Genomic DNA, 17,709 nt, shown 5'->3' with positions numbered 1-17,709 from the left:
GGGGCAGGGGTATGAGGGGGCACTTCCGGCGCCTGGTCGCCGCGGGCCTGGAGCGGGCGGGCATCCGTACGGGCCTCAGATGGAAGCTGAGCGCGGCCATCGCCCTGGTGGGCGCGCTGGTGGCGATCGCGCTGAGCCTCGTGGTGCACAACGCCGCCCGGGTCTCGATGCTGGACAACGCGCGCGACCTGGCCGACGAGCGGATCATGATCGCCCAGCGCAACTTCGAGCTGTCCGGGCGGATGAACTTCCCCAACACCAAGATCAACGACCCCGCCCTGCCGCATGCCCTGCGGGAGCGGGTCGAGGCGGGCCAGCGGGCGACGTACGTGGCGGACCGGCCGGGTGACGTGCCCGACATATGGGCCGCCGTGCCGCTGAAGAACGGGCAGGTGATGTCGCTGCACTCGGGCTTCACCGACCGCAGCTCGGACATCCTCCAGGACCTCGACCAGGCCCTGCTCATCGGGTCCATCGCGGTCGTCCTCGGCGGCAGCGCGCTGGGGGTGCTCATCGGCGGGCACCTCTCGCGGCGGTTGCGCAAGGCGGCCGTCGCGGCGAACCAGCTCGCCGGCGGCGAGACGGACGTGCGCGTGCGGGACGCCATGGGCGGGGTCGTACGGGACGAGACCGACGACCTGGCGAGCGCGGTGGACGCCATGGCGGACGCGCTGCGGCAGCGCATCGAGGCCGAGCGGCGGGTCACCGCCGACATCGCGCACGAGCTGCGCACCCCGGTGACCGGGCTGCTGACCGCCGCGGAACTGCTGCCGCCCGGGCGCCCCACCGAGCTGGTGCTGGACCGGGCGAAGGCCATGCGCACGCTGGTCGAGGACGTGCTGGAGGTGGCCCGGCTGGACGGGGCCTCCGAGCGGGCGGAGCTGCAGGACGTCATGCTGGGGGAGTTCGTCGCCCGGCGGGTGGCGGCCAAGGACCGGGCCATCGAGGTGCGTGTCGTGCACGAGTCGGAGGTGACCACCGACCCGCGCCGCCTGGAGCGCGTCCTGTTCAACCTCCTGGCCAACGCGGCCCGGCACGGCAAGCCGCCCATCGAGGTCAGCGTCGAGGGCCGGGTCATCCGGGTGCGCGACCACGGCCCGGGCTTTCCCGAGGACCTGCTAGCCGACGGGCCGAGCCGCTTCCGCACCGGCAGCAAGGACCGGGCCGGGCAGGGCCACGGGCTCGGCCTGACCATCGCGGCCGGACAGGCCCGGGTCATGGGCGCGCGGCTGACCTTCCGCAACGTCCGCACCCCCGGGACGCCCGAGCATCTGCCGGCCGAGGGCGCGGTCGCCGTGCTGTGGCTGCCGGAGCACGCGCCGACGAACACCGGGAGCTATCCGATGCTGCCGGGTTCGTGAGCCGTCCGGGCGTCCGGGTCCAGGTCGGGGCCCGCCCGGCCCCGGTCCCGGTCCCGGTCCATGGCGTCCTTGGCGAGCCGCATCCGCCGCGTCCTGTCCATGGGACCGATGGTGGCACGGGGGGTCCGACAGCGGCCCCCGCCTGCGGCCGGGCATTCCGCGGCCGGGCATGACGAGGCCCCCGGGGCGGACACTCACTCCCGGGGGCCTCGTGCGGTGCGGTCAGACGGCCTCGACCATGGGCGGCTGCGCCGCCGGGGTGTCGGGCTCGCCGTCCTGCTTCGGTCCCGCTCCCTTCAGCGGCACCTCCTTCACGAACACGGCCGCCACGAGGGCGACCACCGCCACCACGGCCCCGAGCAGGAACGCCGAGTGCGTGCCGGCGGACACCGCGTGCTGGTACGCCTCGCGGACCAGCGCCGGCAGCTTCTGCATGCTCTTCCAGTCGAGCTGCGCCGACTGCTCGGTCACCTTGGAGCCGAGCGCACCGGCCCGCTCGCTCATGACGTCCTGGACGCGGTTGTTGAACAGCGCGCCCATGATCGCGACGCCGAAGGAGGAGCCGAGGGTGCGGAAGAGCGTGGTGGAGGAGGACGCGACGCCCATGTCCTTCATCTCCACGCTGTTCTGCGCGACCAGCATGGTGATCTGCATCAGGCAGCCCATGCCGAGCCCGACCACGGCCATGAAGACGCCGGACGTCAGACGGGAGGTTCCGGTGTCCATCGTGGACAGCAGGTACAGGCCGACGATCATCAGCGCGCTGCCGAGGACCGGGAAGACCTTGTACTTGCCGGTGTTCGTGGTCACCCGCCCGGCGACCATCGAGGTCACCAGCATCGCGCCGAGCATCGGCAGCAGCAGCAGCCCGGAGTTGGTCGCGGAAGCGCCCTGCACGGACTGCTGGTACAGCGGCAGGAAGAGCGTGGCACCGAACATCACGAAGCCGGTGATGAAACCGATGACCGACATCAGCGTGAAGTTCAGGCTGCGGAAGATGTGCAGCGGCACCACCGGCTCCGCGGCCCTGGTCTGCCAGAACACGAACCCGACCAGCGCGGCCACCCCGATGCCGATCAGCTCCATGATCCGCGCGGAGCTCCACGCGTACTCCGTGCCGCCCCACGTCGTCACCAGCACGATCGCGGTGATGCCGACGGTCAGCAGCGCGGCGCCCAGGTAGTCGATCCGCGCCTTGGAGCGCTTCTTGGGCAGGTGCAGCACGGCGGTGACGGCGACGAGCGCGACCACGCCGAGCGGCAGGTTGATGTAGAAGGCCCACCGCCAGCCCCAGTTGTCGGTGATCGTGCCGCCGACCAGCGGGCCGCCGATCATCGCCAGCGCCATGACGCCGGCCATCATGCCCTGGTACTTGCCCCGCTCCCGGGGCGGAATCAGGTCACCGATGATCGCCATGACGCCGACCATCAGACCGCCGGCACCGAGGCCCTGCACCGCGCGGAAGCCGATCAGTTCGTTCATGTCCTGGGCCATGCCGCTGAGCGCGGAGCCGATCAGGAAGATCACGATGGACGACAGGAACGTGCCCTTGCGGCCGTACATGTCGCCGAGCTTGCCCCACAGCGGGGTGGAGGCCGCGGTCGCGAGGGTGTAGGCGGTGACGACCCAGGAGAGGTGTTCGAGACCGCCCAGGTCACCGACGATCGTCGGCATCGCGGTGCCGATGATCATGTTGTCGAGCATCGCGAGCATCATCGCGATCATCAGCGCGAGCAGTACGACCCGTACGCTCCTGGGCTGTTTCTCCCCGGTGTCTGCCGCCAGTGTGTCCGTTGTGTCCGCCATCGCTTCCCACTCCCCCAGCTACCGCTACTTACTTGTCGACCGGCTAGTGACTACACTCGGAAGCTAGCCGCGGAACTAGCCGGGCGTCAAGTAAGTTTTATGGAAAGCGGACGGCGTAGGAGGATGGGCGGCACCATGGACGGCACCAGGCAGCGGCGCCGCGGGAACACCCGCCGGCGCATCCAGGACGTGGCGCTCGAACTCTTCGCCGAGCACGGCTACGAGAAGACCTCACTGCGCGAGATCGCGGAGCACCTGGAGGTCACCAAAGCGGCGCTCTACTACCACTTCAAGACCAAGGAAGAGATCCTCGTCAGCATCTTCGAGGACCTCACCCAGCCGATCGAGGACCTGATCGCGTGGGGCCGGCAGCAGCCGCACACCCTGGCCACGAAGCAGGAGATCATCCGCCGCTACGCCGACACGCTCGCCGAGGCGGCGCCACTGTTCCGTTTCATGCACGAGAACCAGGCGACGGTACGGGACCTGCGGATCGGTGAGTCCTTCAAGGCGCGCATCCACAGTCTGCGCGACATCATCGTCGACCCGGACTCGGACCTGGTCGACCAGGTCCGCTGCGCCAGCGCGATCTTCACACTGCACGCCGGCATGTTCCTGCTGCAGGACATGGGAGACGACCCCGAGGAGAAGAACAAAGCCGTCCTCGAGGTCGCCACGGACCTGGTGACCCAGGCCCACCGGGGAGCCGGAAGCTCCTAGCGGGCCGGGGGGATCACGCCTTCGGTCAGACCGTCACGCCCTTGGCGCGCAGGAACTTCACCGGGTCGACCGCCGAGCCGTAGTTCGGGGTCGTACGGATCTCGAAGTGCAGGTGCGGGCCGCTGGAGTTGCCGGTGTTGCCGGACCTGGCTATCTCCTGGCCGGTCTTGACGATCTGGCCGACGCGCACCTCGACCTTCGACAGGTGGGCGTACTGGGAGTACGTGCCGTTGCCGTGCTTGATGACGATGGCGTTGCCGTACGCGGGACCGTCGCCGGCGCCGTTGCCGCCGGCCTTGACCACGGTGCCGCCGTGGGCGGCGAGGACCTGCGTACCGCTCGGCACGGCGAAGTCCTGGCCGCTGTGCTTGTGCGCCCACATGCCGCCGTTCTGGGCGAAGCTCGCGGAGAGCGTGTACTTCTTCACCGGGTCGATCCAGGACGGCTTGGCCTTCTTGGCGGCCGCCTTCTTGGCCGCGGCCTTCTTCTCGGCCGCCTTCTTGGCGGCGGCGGCCTTCTCGGCCTTCGCGGCCTCGGCCTTGGCGACCTTGGCCTGGGCGGCGGCCTGCGCCTGGACGGCACTGGCGGCCCCGGACGCGGCCGTGGTGTCGGCGGCGGACGCGACCCCGGCTCCCAGTGCGACCGAGACACCAAGGCCGGCGGCCAGCACGGTCGCACGGGTGCGGAGCTGGGACGTACGGGAAGAACGGGACGTGACGCGCTGGGACATCGAAACCTCGTGTGGAAGGGGACGGAGAAAACCACCCGGCGCACAACCGCTCGCCGTGTGGCCATCCCTTGGTAACCCGAAGCCCGACAAACTCCCAAAAGCGTGATCTACGACGCTAGTTAGTAATTTGGTTCAGTGTTCTACGTCTCTTGACAGAGCAGTCATTCGGTACGAATCAGGACACTGGCCAGCACTTCCACCCGCGCATCGGGGGAAGAATCCCTTTTCTCCCGGTCCGTTAGCCACTATTCCTGCTAGTAACGGACATATCGCCTGTGCGCCATGTCACCGAGGGCCCTCTTCGGTCATTCAGAAAATGTGACGCAGGCCTCTAGGCGCCTACCGTCCGGTAACCCTACGGTTCCCCTCACGCCACCCTCGAGCACGAGCATGCACACGACATGTTGGCAGCGTCACGGACGTGAGAGGACCCCCACGACATGCAGACCCGACGCCCCTGGTTGCGCCGCGCATCAGTGACCGCCGTCTCCGCGGCGGCGCTCGTGGCCATGGCCGCACCGGCCGACGCCGCGCCCGCCGCACAGGCCTCCACCACCACCAAGGTCACGTCGACGTCCGCGGCCGCGGACGTCGACTACGGCACCTGGCAGAAGGACTGCCAGGCCGTGATGGACCAGGCACTGCCCTATCTGAAGCAGCGGATCGCGGCCCAGAAGCCGGGCGAGAAGCAGGCGATCGTCTTCGACATCGACAACACGACACTGGAGACGGACTTCGGCTTCGCCTATCCGCAACCGGCCAACAAGCCGGTCCTGGAAGCCGCGAGATACGCCCAGGAGCGCGGCGTCGCGCTGTTCTTCGTGACCGCCCGGCCGGACATCATCGCCTCGTTCACCCAGTACAACCTGAAGCAGACCGGCTACCAGGTCTCCGGACTCTACGTCCGCAACTTCATCGACCTCTTCAAGAACGTCGCCGACTACAAGACGGCCCAGCGCGTCGACGTCGAGCGCAAGGGCTACACGATCATCGCGAACATCGGCAACAGCGCCACCGACCTGTCGGGCGGCCACGCCGAGAAGACGTTCAAGCTGCCGGACTACGACGGGCAGCTCTCCTGACCCGCCCCGTCAACTGCGAGTAGTCTCACCCCCGTTCACGATCACGGGGGTGAGGCGGATGGATCCGACGGTACTCGGGGGCAGACTGGCGTCCGCACTGGTCGCCCCCCTGCTGAAAAAGCTCTTCCGTTCGGAGAGCCCGGGCGCTGGACTGCTCGACCAGCCCGTGCGCCTCGCCGCGCTCGTGTCCTTCCGGGGCGAGAAGCGCACTCTGGACGAGCAGGACGTACAGGGGCTCGCCGGTCGGATCGTGGCGCAGGCGGTGGACTCTCCCGGCGAGCCCCCCTTCCCGTCCGACGAGCAGATCGCCGTCACCGACACACTGGCGCGCAGGCTGCTCGCCCTCGGCGACCTCGACATGGACGACGTCCAGGCGGTCCGCCTGGGCCACCGCGAGCTGGCCAAGAAACTGCACTACGCGGCCCCCGCACCCGACGGCCTGTCCGCGGACTCCTGCCACTTCCTCGATCACGCGACCGAGTGGGCGTGCCTGAACATCCTGGAGTTCTTCACCCGTCGCTCCACGTTTGTCGCCCGCACCCTCGTCGAGCAGACCCGGGGCCAAGGGGAACTGATCGCCAAGGTCGACGATCTGCTCACCCGTAATCCCCGTCCGTACGCCCGTGACGCCTCCTTCGAACGCCGCTACCTGCCGTTCGTCGCCGAGCGCCACAACCACATCACCATCTACGGCATCGACCTGCGGGACTCCCCGGACCGCTGGCCCCTCGAAGTGGCCTATCTGAGCCTGGAGGCCGCCGGCGCCGAGCAGGGCGCACCACCCGAGGCGCCGCCCGGCGAGCACACGTCCGCCGCCGGCGCCACCGTGCGTCTTCCCGCGGAGGAGGCCCTGGGCAGCCATGACCGGGTCATGCTGCGCGGCGACGCGGGATCCGGCAAGACCACTCTCGTGCAGTGGCTGGCGGTGACCGCCAGCAGGGACACGGCCCGCATCCCGTTCGTCCTCCCCCTGCGCACTCTGATCCGCCTGGGCGCGCTCCCCGCGCCGTCCGCCTTCCTCACCGCGGTGGGTTGCCCGCTGGCCCCGCCCGAGGGCTGGGCCGAGCGCGTTCTGGACGCCGGGCGAGGCCTCGTACTCGTCGACGGCCTGGACGAGATTCCCGCCGCCGAGCGGCACCGCACCCGTGACTGGCTGCTCGCCCTGATCCACGCCTTCCCCGGCAATCACTGGCTGCTGACCTCACGCCCGACAGCCGTACGCCCCGACTGGCTGGCCACGGAGGGTTTCCGGGAACTGACCCTCGCCCCCATGCGCCGAGCCGACGTGACGACGTTCGTGCACCGCTGGCACGCGGCCGCGCGGGCGCCCGAGTACGAGACGCGGCTCCTTGACGCCCTGCACACCAAACGGGACCTGGCCCGCCTCGCCACCAACCCCTTGATGTGCGGACTGATCTGCGCCCTCCACCGGGAGCGGCGGGGCTACCTCCCCACCGGCCGCAAGGAGCTGTACGACGCCGCCCTCGGGATGCTGCTCGCGCGCCGCGACCGGGAGCGGGGCATGGGCGCGGTGGACGGGGCCGAGCTGGGCGAGGAGGCCCAGCTGGAGTTGCTCCAGCGCCTCGCCTACGCGCTCGTGCTGAGCGGACGGACGGAGATGGACCTGGAGACGGCCGAGGGCATCGTGACCCGCTGTCTGCCGGCGATCGCGCGGGTGCCGGGCCGGCGGGACTCGGCGGACGTGTTGCACACCCTCATGCTCCGGAGCGGCCTGCTCCGCCAGCCGGCAGAGGGCGTCGTCGACTTCGTCCACCGCACCTTCCAGGACTACCTGGGCGCCCGGTACGCCGTCGAGGAGGGCCACCTGGACGTGCTCGCCGGTCACGCGGGCGACGCCCTGTGGGAAGACGTGATCCGCATGGCGGTCGCGCACGCCCGCCCCCGGGAGCGGGCGATGCTCCTCCGCCGCCTGCTGGCCGAGGACACCCCACGGCTGACCCTCCTCGCCCTGGCCTGCCTGGAACACGCCGCGGCCTTGGACCCCGGCGTACGTGCGGAGGTGGAGGAACGGGCGGCCGGGCTGATCCCTCCGCGCACGACACCGGAGGCAAGGGCCTTGGCGGAGGCCGGACCACTGGTCCTGGAGCTGCTGCCGGGACCGGAAGGGCTGACCGCGGACGAAGGGCTCGGCGTCACGGTCGCTGCATCCCTCCTCGGGGACCAGGAACCCGAGGGCGCGCTGGCCGTGCTGCGCCGCTTCCGCGGGCATCCGGATCTCGGGGTACGGCGCCAGCTCGTGGGGACCTGGAGCCGGTTCGACGCTCGGGAGTACGCGATCGAGGTACTCGACCACCTGAAACGGGACGGGCTGCTGCTGAGCTGCGATTCGGCCGAGCAGAGGGCGGCACTCCGTCTGATGCGTCCCTGGGAACGGATCAGACTTCAGGGCCCGGCGCCCCTCGCCGAGATCCTCGGCTCCGTTGCCGAACCCGCCTCGGTGCGCACTCTGAGCCTGCACCACAATGCGCTCCTCGACGACCTGGGCGAACTGCTGCGGTTTCGATCGCTGACCAGCCTGCGGATCCAAGGCTGCCCCCGGGCCGCCGGCCTCGCGCCCTTGTCGGAGCTTCCCCTCACCGATCTGCTGGTGTTCGGGCTGGCGGACATCGGTGGGCTGCGGACGCTGCGCCTGCTCACCCAGCTGTGGGTCAACCAGCGGCTCCCGGGCAGCAGCCTCGCCGATTCCCTCCCGGTCGACGCGCCCTTGGAAGACCTCTACCTGGGCATGGACGTCATCCGTTCCACTGGTCTGCGAGACCTGGCCCGGTGGCCCACGGTGCGGTACCTGACCCTCGACGTATCGGCTCAGACGCCACTGAGTGCCGATGACTGGCAAGAAGTGGCGTCACTCCCGTCGCTCACTGCTCTGTACCTGTACGGGCTGTCCGGCGCCTACTCCCTCGACGCCATGCCGCACCTGCCCAATCTCACCAGCCTGCAGATCTCCGACCGGTACTACCCCGAGAAGGCACTGCGCACCCTCGCGTCCCGTCTGCCCGGCTTGCGCACGCTGGCGGTCAGGCGGTTCGAGAGCAAGGAGCCCCTCATCTCCTACGCCGAATTCTTCCCCGCCGCCGAGATCATCCGGATCTGATCCGAGGCATGCGAGAGGGGCCGGTGCTGTTCAGCACCGGCCCCTCTCAGCGGGTCGTGACGCTTACGCGTCCTTGCTCAGGTTCGGACCCGAGCCGCCGGCCGCCTGCTCGATCGGCGGGACGTCCGGCAGGGCCGCCTTCTCCTCGCCGCGGAAGGTGAAGGTCTTGGTCTCGCCCTCACCCTCCGTGTCGACGACCACGATGTGACCGGGACGCAGCTCGCCGAAGAGGATCTTCTCCGACAGCGAGTCCTCGATCTCGCGCTGGATGGTGCGACGCAGCGGACGCGCACCCAGCACCGGGTCGTAGCCCTTCTTGGACAGCAGCTCCTTGGCGGACTGGGAGAGCTCGATGCCCATGTCCCGGTCCTTCAGGCGCTCGTCGACCTTGCCGATCATCAGGTCGACGATCTTGAGGATGTCGTCCTGGCTGAGCTGCGGGAAGACGACCACGTCGTCGACGCGGTTGAGGAACTCGGGCCGGAAGTGCTGCTTGAGCTCGTCCGAGACCTTGTTCTTCATGCGCTCGTAGTTGGACTTCGTGTCGCCCTGGGCCGCGAAGCCCAGGTTGAAGCCCTTGGAGATGTCCCGGGTGCCGAGGTTGGTCGTCATGATGATGACCGTGTTCTTGAAGTCCACGACCCGGCCCTGGGAGTCGGTCAGGCGACCGTCCTCCAGGATCTGCAGCAGCGAGTTGAAGATGTCCGGGTGGGCCTTCTCGACCTCGTCGAAGAGGACGACGGAGAACGGCTTGCGGCGGACCTTCTCGGTGAGCTGGCCGCCCTCCTCGTAGCCCACGTAACCGGGGGGCGAGCCGAAGAGCCGCGAGACCGTGTGCTTCTCGCTGAACTCCGACATGTCGAGGGAGATCAGCGCGTCCTCGTCGCCGAAGAGGAACTCGGCGAGCGCCTTGGACAGCTCGGTCTTACCGACACCGGAGGGGCCGGCGAAGATGAACGAGCCACCGGGGCGCTTGGGGTCCTTCAGACCGGCACGCGTACGGCGGATCGCCTTCGACAGCGCCTTGACGGCGTCGACCTGGCCGATGACGCGCTTGTGGAGCTCGTCCTCCATGCGCAGCAGACGCGAGGACTCCTCCTCGGTCAGCTTGAAGACCGGGATGCCGGTGGCCGTGGCGAGGACCTCGGCGATCAGCTCGCCGTCGACCTCGGCGACGACGTCCATGTCGCCGGCCTTCCACTCCTTCTCCCGCTTGGCCTTGGCGGCCAGGAGCTGCTTCTCCTTGTCGCGCAGGGAGGCGGCCTTCTCGAAGTCCTGCGAGTCGATCGCGGACTCCTTGTCGCGGCGCACGCCCGCGATCTTCTCGTCGAACTCGCGCAGGTCCGGCGGGGCGGTCATCCGGCGGATGCGCATCCGGGAACCGGCCTCGTCGATCAGGTCGATCGCCTTGTCCGGCAGGAAGCGGTCCGAGATGTACCGGTCGGCCAGGGTGGCGGCCTGGACCAGCGCCTCGTCGGTGATGGAGACGCGGTGGTGGGCCTCGTACCGGTCACGGAGACCCTTGAGGATCTCGATCGTGTGCGGCAGGGACGGCTCCGCGACCTGGATGGGCTGGAAGCGGCGCTCCAGGGCCGCGTCCTTCTCCAGGTGCTTGCGGTACTCGTCCAGCGTGGTCGCACCGATGGTCTGCAGCTCACCGCGGGCCAGCATCGGCTTCAGGATCGAAGCGGCGTCGATGGCGCCCTCGGCGGCACCCGCACCGACCAGCGTGTGCAGCTCGTCGATGAACAGGATGATGTCGCCGCGGGTGCGGATCTCCTTGAGGACCTTCTTCAGGCGCTCCTCGAAGTCACCGCGGTAGCGGGAGCCGGCGACCAGCGCGCCGAGGTCCAGGGTGTAGAGGTGCTTGTCCTTGAGGGTCTCGGGCACCTCGCCCTTGACGATGGCCTGGGCGAGGCCCTCGACGACGGCGGTCTTGCCGACGCCGGGCTCACCGATCAGCACCGGGTTGTTCTTCGTACGGCGGGACAGCACCTGCATGACCCGCTCGATCTCCTTCTCGCGCCCGATGACCGGGTCGAGCTTGGACTCACGAGCGGCCTGGGTGAGGTTCCGGCCGAACTGGTCGAGGACCAGGGACGTGGAGGGGGTGCCCTCGGCAGGACCGCCGGCGGTGGCGGTCTCCTTGCCCTGGTAACCGGAGAGCAGCTGGATGACCTGCTGCCGCACGCGGTTGAGATCTGCGCCCAGCTTGACGAGGACCTGGGCGGCGACGCCCTCGCCCTCGCGGATCAGGCCGAGCAGGATGTGCTCCGTGCCGATGTAGTTGTGGCCCAGCTGAAGGGCCTCGCGGAGCGACAGCTCCAGGACCTTCTTGGCACGGGGGGTGAAGGGGATGTGCCCGGACGGGGCCTGCTGCCCCTGCCCGATGATCTCCTCCACCTGCTGGCGGACCGCCTCGAGCGAAATCCCGAGGCTCTCAAGGGCCTTGGCGGCGACACCTTCACCCTCGTGGATCAGGCCCAGGAGGATGTGCTCAGTGCCGATGTAGTTGTGGTTGAGCATCCGGGCTTCTTCCTGAGCCAGGACGACAACCCGCCGCGCGCGGTCGGTGAACCTCTCGAACATCGTTAATCGCTCCTCAGAGCGGTCAGGCAGTGGGGGGAACTTCCCCTCCCTGTCCTTCCGCAGCTTAGTCCCGCAAGCGGGGACCGCTCATTCCAACTGCCGACACCGTCGATGGCCTCCTGACCCGTGACGCCGACATCTGCTCCAACCCGATGGTGCGAGACGATGTTCCCGCAGGCCAGGCGTATACCCCACTCGCCAGTACGCCGATGGCGAACGTGAGACGTCCTTTTCTGCGTGTCGCCCCCTCCCACTAGGGATGTCTTACCCGCGGGGACCGGAAGTCCATGCCGAGCGCCCCCGTTCCCTCCGCTACGGGCGAACAACCTTGCGCCTCCCCGCACCCCTTTCGCGCCCCCGATTCGCCACCCTGTGCGTCCGCGACGCCACCCAGCGTAACCCGCACGGCTTTCCGGCTGTTGCACTTGGCATGTTCGGCGCCCCTCGTCCCGTGATCGCGTCCCCGGCCCTCCCGTCCCCCGCCTTCCCGCTCCCCCGCCGGCCGCTCGACCCGGCCGGCCCAGCCGTGAGCGGCCCGGGCACGGACCGTCCCGCGAGCGGTCAGGTCCGGCGGTGGTACGAGAAGGAACTGGGCTGGCCGACGGTGCCCGGCGATCCCCCGCGACTGGTGGTGGGGGTGCGTTACGACGTTCTGGACGTGCCGGCGCGGGCGGGGCACGCGACGCTGCGCCGCCGGGCGACGGGCTCTCCCGTGGCCCTCCACGGCGACCGGATGCTGTTCCTGGTGGCCGCGGGCAGCGCCGAAGAACTTCCCGGGCTGCTGGAGTGGCTGGACTGGGGACGCCTGCCGCTGGATCTGGCGGCGATCGGGGCGGGCGGCCTGATGGCGGCGCCGTCGCCCCGGGTGTCTCACGGGGAGAGGGCGGGGCTGCTCTCGTGCGAGCCCTCCGAGCCGTCCGAGGCGCGCGAGCCGTGGGTGCCTTCCGAGGCACGTGAGCCGTGGGAGCCGTCCGAGGGCTGCGAAGCGCGGGGGGCGTCCGAGGGACACGAAGCGTGCGGGGTGTCCGAACCGTCCGGGCCGCGCGATCCGTGCGAGCCCCGCGCCGTACCGGCGGTCGCTCTCCCGGCCTGTGGCGCGGGCACACCGTTCAGGGGCGGGTCGCCGCCCTCTGGTCCCGGTTCCGCCGTCGGCCGGCCGTCCGCGCCGGGCCGGGTCGGTTCCCAGGGGGCCGCCGTGTGGCTGCGGCCCCCCGAGCCGGGATGCGAGGTCGAGGCCTCGCTGCCGACGCTGTCGGCGCTGGGGGGCGCTGGGGACGCCCCCGATCTCGTGCGGTTGGTGAACGCGGTGGCCACACAGTGCCACCGGGTCCGGCTGCGGCGCGCGTGCGCCCAGCCACCGGCCGTGCGTACGCAGGGTCGGTAGTGCCGCTGTTCAGCCGTTGGCCTTCTCGTAAGCCTCGCGGATGGTCGCGGGAACACGGCCGCGGTCGTTGACCTCGTAGCCGTTCTCCTTCGCCCAGGCGCGGATCGCCGCGGTGTCCTGGCTGCCGCCCGAAGCCGCGCGCGCCTTTCCGCGTCCGCCCGAAGCACGGCCTCCGGTACGACGACCGCCCTTCACGTAAGGCTCGAGAAGGCCACGGAGCTTGTCCGCATTGGAGGTGGTGAGATCGATCTCGTACGTCTTGCCGTCCAGCGCGAACGTCACGGTCTCGTCCGCCTCGCCACCGTCGAGGTCGTCGACAAGAAGGACCTGAACCTTCTGTGCCACCGGATTTCCTTTCATCGATATCTTCAGGGCCGGGGTGTGCCGGCGTCCGCCGTATCGCCGTCCCCTGTTATATGCAGTACTGCAGTACCTCGGAAAGCAAACCGCTTTTGCCGGAAAAACACAAACCCCCGGCAGAGACCGGCAGCCCGGGCTCGGTCCGGAAACGTGCGCGTTTCGGACATAGGGCACCGGGGCAGGGGCGGCCCCGCGGAATATGCCTTGCCGAACCCGCCCGGCCCTCTTGCGACGACTTGCGCCCGACGATCACAGATGCAGAAGCATCCGGCTGTTGCCCAAGGTGTTCGGTTTCACTCGTTCGAGTCCCAGGAACTCCGCGACGCCCTCGTCATAGGAACGCAGCAGCTCCGCGTACACATCCGTGTCGACGGGTGTCTCGCCGATCTCCACGAAGCCGTGCTTGGTGAAGAAGTCGACTTCGAAGGTCAGACAGAAAACCCGGCGAACACCGAGCCAGCGGGCGGTCTGCAGCAACTTCTCCAGCACCCGGTGCCCGACGCCCGCGCCCTTCAGGCCGGGCTTCACCGCGAGAGTGCGGACTTCCGCGAGGTCTTCCCACATCACGTGCAGCGCACCGCAGCCGACGACCTCGGCGTTGTCGTCCCGTTCCGCGACCCAGAACTCCTGGATGTCCTCGTAAAGCGTCACCGTCGCTTTGTCGAGCAGGATGCGGCCGCGCACGTAGGCGTCAAGGAGGCCGCGCACGGCCGGGACATCGCTGGTGCGGGCCCGCCGGACGGTGATGGCTTTTGCGGTGGCTTCGGGGCTCTTCGCGGACATGGCGGGACGCTATCGCCCGCCGGGGTCCTGAGCGGAGGCGGGGTTCTCCTCGGCCCCTTCCCCGCGTTCCGGCCGTTCGGCCCGTTCCGCGGATTCCGACGGTTCGGTCGGTTCCTGGGTTTCCGGCCCCTGCACGATCCGCACGGCATCGCTGAGAGACTGCCGTTGTTCCTCGCTCATCATGCCGAAGAAGGCGACGAGAGCGGCGGCGGGGTTGTCGCTCTGCGACCAGGCGTCGTTCATCAGGGCGGCCGCGTAGGCGGCGCGGGTGGAGACCGCCTCATATCGATAGGCACGGCCTTCCGCCTCGCGGCGCACCCAGCCCTTCTGATGGAGATTGTCCAAAACGGTCATCACGGTGGTGTACGCGATGGACCGCTCCTTCTGAAGATCTTCCAGGACTTCTCGAACGGTCACCGGGCGGTTCCACTTCCACACCCGCGACATGACCGCGTCTTCGAGTTCTCCCAATGGGCGAGGCACAGCTCAGAACAATAGTGGGAGATCCCGGTTATGGCGTGGCGGACGTGCGCTTCACCGGCGAACGGGAACAAAAAGGGCGTACGGCTCGGCTGTGCGGGCGCCGCGGGGTGCGGGTCCACCGAGTCGTACGCCCTCGGAAGGGGTGGGTCAGGCGTCGGTCTTCGAAGGGGCCGTGCCGGACTGGCGGGCGCCCTCCACGCGCGCGAGGGCGGCGTCCACGGCCGCGTCCTCCTTGGCCTTGTTGGCGCCGCCCTGGGTCTTCACGATCACCCGGATCACGCCGATGAAGAAGACGGCCATGACGGCCGGGGGCAGGAGCGCGGAGACGTAGTCCATGGATCCAGGGTAGCCACGTCAGCCCGCGGCGAGCTGCTGGGGGTTCGCGGGGGGCGGTGGGGCCGGCTTGCGGCGCGGGAAGACCTCGCCCGGGGTGGGGATCGGGCGGGAGGGCTTCGGGGCGTCGGGGGCGGGGGCCGGGGCGGGCTTGGGGGGCGCCGGCTTGCGCGCGGGCTTCTTCTCGGGCTGCTTCTCCGGGCCGTTCGCGGCGGCGTCACCGGGGGCGCGGCGGCCGCCGGGGATCGCCAGGAGACGGGTGGGGGTGCGGGCGCCTGTGCCGGTACGGGTGCCGGTGCCTGTGGCGGTACGGGTGCCGGTGCCTGTGGCGGTACGGGTGCCGGTACGGGTGCCGGCGGCGGCGCTGGTGCCGGTTCGGTCGCGGGAGCCGGGGACGACGGCCACCGGGGCGGGCGCGGCTGCCCCGGTGGCGGGCGTGCAGCGGTCCAGGAGGGCCGCTGCGGCGGGATTGCCGCGCAGGGCCCGCAGGGCGGCCAGGTCGTCGGGGAGGGGGCGGTAACCGGCGCCCAGGGCCTCGTCCAGGAGCGCGAGGTAGCCGGCGGCGGTGCCGGGGAGGGCGGTGCGGTACCGGCCCAGGTCGGCCACGAGGAAGGCACGCAGCCTGACTCCCTCCCGCAGCGCCTCGTCGAGCGACTCTGCGAGACGGAGACAGTCCTGGACGTCGTCGGCCGAGGCGGGGGTGGGGTGGAGGGCGAGGGCGAGAGCGCGGCGGAGCACACGCAGCTCCTCCACGCCGAACGCCATGCCGCCGCGGGATCCGTATGGCGTGGGCATGCGGCGACGATACGCGCTAATCAGACAAATTGCGCATAGGGGGTGGGTGTGGCGCGGGGGACCACTCGGGTGGGCGGGGGGGAACGTCCTCGCGTGACGTCGGGTGCGCGTCCTCGCCTGACCGTCGGGTGCGCGTCCTCGCCTGACCGTCGGGTGCGCGTCCTCGCCTGACCGTCGGGTGGGGTCGGGGCCGCGCCGGGGGGTGTCCGTCCTCGGAACGGCGCGATGGGCCTTCATACCGACTGACCGGCGTTGACGCGCCAACCGCTGCGGGCGGACACCCCCCGACACGTCCCCTTCTCGCCGTACGCGGGTGCGGGCGCGGCTCCGCCCGGCTGCGGACCCACCCGGTCCCGGCCGCAACACCGGGCGGCGGCTCACATGCGTGACACGTTGCGCTCGTACACCAGGCGCAGGCCGATCAGGGTCAGCCACGGTTCGTGCTCGTCGATGACCGAGGACTCGCCCAGCACCAGCGGGGCCAGCCCGCCCGTGGCGATGACCGTGACGTCGTCGGGGTCCTCCGACAGCTCGCGGGCCATGCGGCCGACGACGCCGTCGACCTGGCCGGCGAAGCCGTAGATGACGCCCGACTGCATCGCCTCGACCGTGTTCTTGCCGATGACGCTGCGGGGCCGGGCCACCTCGATCTTGCGGAGCTGGGCGCCGCGGACGCCGAGAGCCTCGACGGAGATCTCGATGCCGGGCGAGATGACCCCGCCGACGTACTCGCCGCGCGCGCTGACCGCGTCGAACGTCGTCGCCGTGCCGAAGTCGACGACGATGGCGGGGCCTCCGTAGAGCTCGACCGCCGCGACCGCGTTGATGATGCGGTCGGCGCCGACCTCCTTGGGGTTGTCCATGAGGATCGGCACGCCCGTCTTGACGCCCGGCTCGACGAGGATCGCGGGCACGTCGCCGTAGTAGCGGCGGGTCACCTCGCGCAGCTCGTGCAGGACCGAGGGGACGGTGGCGCAGATGGCGATGCCGTCGATGCCGTCGCCCAGCTCGTCGCCGAGGAGCGGGTGCATGCCCATCAGGCCCTGGAGGAGGACCGCCAGTTCGTCGGCGGTGCGGCGCGCGTCCGTGGAGATGCGCCAGTGTTCGACGATCTCGTCGCCGTCGAACAGGCCGAGGACGGTGTGGGTGTTTCCTACGTCGATCGTCAGCAGCATGACCCGTACCGCCCCTACTCCGCCGGCCGCAGGTCCAGGCCGATGTCCAGGATCGGCGAGGAGTGGGTGAGGGCTCCGACGGCGAGGTAGTCGACGCCGGTGTCCGCGTACGCCTTCGCGTTGTCGAGCGTGAGGCGGCCGGAGGCCTCCAGGGCGGCGCGGCCCTGGACGGTCTCGACGGCCTCGGCGCACTCGGCCGGAGTGAAGTTGTCCAGCAGGATCAGGTCGGCGCCGGCGTCCAGGACCTCGCGGAGCTGGTCCAGGGTGTCGACCTCGACCTCGATGGGCACGTCCGGGAAGCGTTCGCGCACCGCCTGGAAGGCCTGCGCGACACCGCCCGCGGCGACCACGTGGTTGTCCTTGACGAGGGCCGCGTCGGAGAGGGACATGCGGTGGTTGACGCCGCCGCCGCAGCGGACCGCGTACTTTTCCAGGCTGCGCAGGCCGGGGGTCGTCTTGCGGGTGTCGCGGACCTTCGCCTTGGTCCCGTCGAGCGCGTCCGCCCACGCGCGCGTGGCCGTCGCGACGCCCGACAGGCGGCACAGGATGTTCAGCGCACTGCGCTCGGCCGTGAGGAGGTCGCGGGTGCGGGTGGTGACGGAGAGGAGCTTCTGGCCGGCCTCGACGCGGTCGCCGTCCTCGGCGTGGCGCTCGATCTCCAGCTCCTCCTCGCAGACCACCGAGATGACCGCCTCGGCGACCCGCAGCCCGGCCACCGTGCCCGCCTCGCGTGCGGTGAAGTCGGCCGTGGCCACCGCGTCCTCGGGGATGGTCGCCACCGTCGTCACGTCCACGCCGTGGGCCAGGTCCTCCTGGAGGGCCACGTTGGCGATGTCCTCGACCTCGACGGGGTCGAGACCGGCGTCGGCCAGGAGCTGGGCGAGTGCGGGGTCCAGGCCGCACTCCAGGTACGCCTCGTCGTCCGCGCCGCAGGCGCAGCCGTCCGAGCAGCCTCCGGAGGAGGCCAGGGGAAGGTCGGGGGTGCTCACGTCG

At 70.2% G+C, this 17,709-nt stretch carries 16 protein-coding genes; 5 read left to right on the top strand and 11 right to left on the bottom strand.

Translation table 11 applies throughout. The features are described from left to right. The first annotated feature begins 11 nt into the window (after nucleotides 1–11). Nucleotides 12–1,361 (top strand): two-component system sensor histidine kinase CseC, encoded by a 1,350-nt coding sequence (cseC, locus tag ACFCXS_RS33545; protein ID WP_376647131.1) that lies wholly within the window; start codon nucleotides 12–14, stop codon nucleotides 1,359–1,361. On the opposite strand, the gene ACFCXS_RS33540 is transcribed toward cseC, so the two are convergent. Continuing rightward, nucleotides 1,337–1,462: a hypothetical protein gene (locus ACFCXS_RS33540; RefSeq protein ID WP_376647130.1), complete on the bottom strand. Its 126-nt coding sequence runs from the start codon at nucleotides 1,460–1,462 to the stop codon at nucleotides 1,337–1,339. The two genes, cseC and ACFCXS_RS33540, sit on opposite strands and share 25 nt — an antisense overlap. A gap of 121 nt (nucleotides 1,463–1,583) precedes the next feature. Beyond that, the gene (locus ACFCXS_RS33535; RefSeq protein ID WP_376647129.1) at nucleotides 1,584–3,167 is read right to left on the bottom strand and encodes an MDR family MFS transporter; all 1,584 of its coding nucleotides are present in this window, start codon (nucleotides 3,165–3,167) and stop codon (nucleotides 1,584–1,586) included. A gap of 123 nt (nucleotides 3,168–3,290) precedes the next feature. Between ACFCXS_RS33535 and ACFCXS_RS33530 the strand changes: the two genes are divergently transcribed. Continuing rightward, nucleotides 3,291–3,887 (top strand): TetR/AcrR family transcriptional regulator, encoded by a 597-nt coding sequence (locus ACFCXS_RS33530; RefSeq protein ID WP_376647128.1) that lies wholly within the window; start codon nucleotides 3,291–3,293, stop codon nucleotides 3,885–3,887. A 25-nt stretch (nucleotides 3,888–3,912) separates the two neighbouring features. On the opposite strand, the gene ACFCXS_RS33525 is transcribed toward ACFCXS_RS33530, so the two are convergent. Then, on the bottom strand, nucleotides 3,913–4,617 hold the full coding sequence (locus ACFCXS_RS33525; protein WP_376647127.1) for a M23 family metallopeptidase: 705 nt from the start codon (nucleotides 4,615–4,617) through the stop codon (nucleotides 3,913–3,915). A gap of 440 nt (nucleotides 4,618–5,057) precedes the next feature. Between ACFCXS_RS33525 and ACFCXS_RS33520 the strand changes: the two genes are divergently transcribed. Both ACFCXS_RS33520 and ACFCXS_RS33515 read left to right on the top strand, forming a co-directional pair. Beyond that, nucleotides 5,058–5,699 carry an HAD family acid phosphatase gene (locus tag ACFCXS_RS33520; protein ID WP_376647126.1) on the top strand — a complete coding sequence of 214 codons (642 nt, stop codon included), beginning with the start codon at nucleotides 5,058–5,060 and terminating at the stop codon, nucleotides 5,697–5,699. A 58-nt stretch (nucleotides 5,700–5,757) separates the two neighbouring features. Then, entirely contained in the window at nucleotides 5,758–8,814 is a 3,057-nt protein-coding gene (locus ACFCXS_RS33515; protein WP_376647125.1) for an NACHT domain-containing protein, read from the top strand. A gap of 63 nt (nucleotides 8,815–8,877) precedes the next feature. On the opposite strand, the gene ACFCXS_RS33510 is transcribed toward ACFCXS_RS33515, so the two are convergent. Next, the gene (locus ACFCXS_RS33510) at nucleotides 8,878–11,403 is read right to left on the bottom strand and encodes an ATP-dependent Clp protease ATP-binding subunit (protein WP_376647124.1); all 2,526 of its coding nucleotides are present in this window, start codon (nucleotides 11,401–11,403) and stop codon (nucleotides 8,878–8,880) included. Nucleotides 11,404–11,854: 451 nt separating this feature from the next. Between ACFCXS_RS33510 and ACFCXS_RS33505 the strand changes: the two genes are divergently transcribed. Beyond that, entirely contained in the window at nucleotides 11,855–12,787 is a 933-nt protein-coding gene (locus ACFCXS_RS33505; RefSeq protein WP_376647123.1) for an SCO3374 family protein, read from the top strand. Nucleotides 12,788–12,796: 9 nt separating this feature from the next. On the opposite strand, the gene ACFCXS_RS33500 is transcribed toward ACFCXS_RS33505, so the two are convergent. The 7 genes from ACFCXS_RS33500 to nadC form a co-directional block, all read right to left on the bottom strand. Beyond that, complete coding sequence (locus tag ACFCXS_RS33500) at nucleotides 12,797–13,132, bottom strand: Lsr2 family protein (protein WP_376647122.1); 336 nt, start codon at nucleotides 13,130–13,132, stop codon at nucleotides 12,797–12,799. A 264-nt stretch (nucleotides 13,133–13,396) separates the two neighbouring features. Then, a complete protein-coding gene (locus tag ACFCXS_RS33495) occupies nucleotides 13,397–13,930 on the bottom strand; it encodes an amino-acid N-acetyltransferase (protein ID WP_031111859.1) in 534 nt (177 codons plus the stop codon). Between the two features lie 9 nt (nucleotides 13,931–13,939). Continuing rightward, complete coding sequence (locus tag ACFCXS_RS33490; RefSeq protein WP_376647121.1) at nucleotides 13,940–14,413, bottom strand: BlaI/MecI/CopY family transcriptional regulator; 474 nt, start codon at nucleotides 14,411–14,413, stop codon at nucleotides 13,940–13,942. 147 nt (nucleotides 14,414–14,560) lie between these two features. Beyond that, complete coding sequence (locus ACFCXS_RS33485; protein ID WP_376647120.1) at nucleotides 14,561–14,749, bottom strand: hypothetical protein; 189 nt, start codon at nucleotides 14,747–14,749, stop codon at nucleotides 14,561–14,563. Between the two features lie 18 nt (nucleotides 14,750–14,767). Beyond that, nucleotides 14,768–15,511: a hypothetical protein gene (locus ACFCXS_RS33480; RefSeq protein ID WP_376647155.1), complete on the bottom strand. Its 744-nt coding sequence runs from the start codon at nucleotides 15,509–15,511 to the stop codon at nucleotides 14,768–14,770. Between the two features lie 407 nt (nucleotides 15,512–15,918). Further along, a complete protein-coding gene (locus ACFCXS_RS33475; RefSeq protein WP_376647119.1) occupies nucleotides 15,919–16,716 on the bottom strand; it encodes a type III pantothenate kinase in 798 nt (265 codons plus the stop codon). 14 nt (nucleotides 16,717–16,730) lie between these two features. Then, entirely contained in the window at nucleotides 16,731–17,705 is a 975-nt protein-coding gene (gene nadC, locus ACFCXS_RS33470; protein WP_376647118.1) for a carboxylating nicotinate-nucleotide diphosphorylase, read from the bottom strand. Between the last annotated feature and the right edge of the window lie 4 nt (nucleotides 17,706–17,709).

It is taken from the genome of Streptomyces sp. NPDC056373 (assembly GCF_042262425.1).
Classification (GTDB): Bacteria; Actinomycetota; Actinomycetes; order Streptomycetales; family Streptomycetaceae; genus Streptomyces.
This window is presented reverse-complemented; position numbering and strand designations above follow the sequence as displayed.

Excerpts from the sequence above, each read along its gene's own strand:
- ACFCXS_RS33475 (WP_376647119.1), bottom strand. The coding sequence starts at position 16,716 with ATGCTGCTGACGATCGACGTAGGAAACACCCACACCGTCCTCGGCCTG.
- ACFCXS_RS33530 (WP_376647128.1), top strand. The coding sequence starts at position 3,291 with ATGGGCGGCACCATGGACGGCACCAGGCAGCGGCGCCGCGGGAACACC.
- ACFCXS_RS33495 (WP_031111859.1), bottom strand. The coding sequence starts at position 13,930 with ATGTCCGCGAAGAGCCCCGAAGCCACCGCAAAAGCCATCACCGTCCGG.
- ACFCXS_RS33510 (WP_376647124.1), bottom strand. The coding sequence starts at position 11,403 with ATGTTCGAGAGGTTCACCGACCGCGCGCGGCGGGTTGTCGTCCTGGCT.
- ACFCXS_RS33515 (WP_376647125.1), top strand. The coding sequence starts at position 5,758 with ATGGATCCGACGGTACTCGGGGGCAGACTGGCGTCCGCACTGGTCGCC.
- ACFCXS_RS33540 (WP_376647130.1), bottom strand. The coding sequence starts at position 1,462 with ATGGACAGGACGCGGCGGATGCGGCTCGCCAAGGACGCCATGGACCGG.
- cseC (WP_376647131.1), top strand. The coding sequence starts at position 12 with ATGAGGGGGCACTTCCGGCGCCTGGTCGCCGCGGGCCTGGAGCGGGCG.
- ACFCXS_RS33520 (WP_376647126.1), top strand. The coding sequence starts at position 5,058 with ATGCAGACCCGACGCCCCTGGTTGCGCCGCGCATCAGTGACCGCCGTC.
- ACFCXS_RS33485 (WP_376647120.1), bottom strand. The coding sequence starts at position 14,749 with ATGGACTACGTCTCCGCGCTCCTGCCCCCGGCCGTCATGGCCGTCTTC.
- ACFCXS_RS33535 (WP_376647129.1), bottom strand. The coding sequence starts at position 3,167 with ATGGCGGACACAACGGACACACTGGCGGCAGACACCGGGGAGAAACAG.
- ACFCXS_RS33480 (WP_376647155.1), bottom strand. The coding sequence starts at position 15,511 with ATGGCGTTCGGCGTGGAGGAGCTGCGTGTGCTCCGCCGCGCTCTCGCC.
- ACFCXS_RS33525 (WP_376647127.1), bottom strand. The coding sequence starts at position 4,617 with ATGTCCCAGCGCGTCACGTCCCGTTCTTCCCGTACGTCCCAGCTCCGC.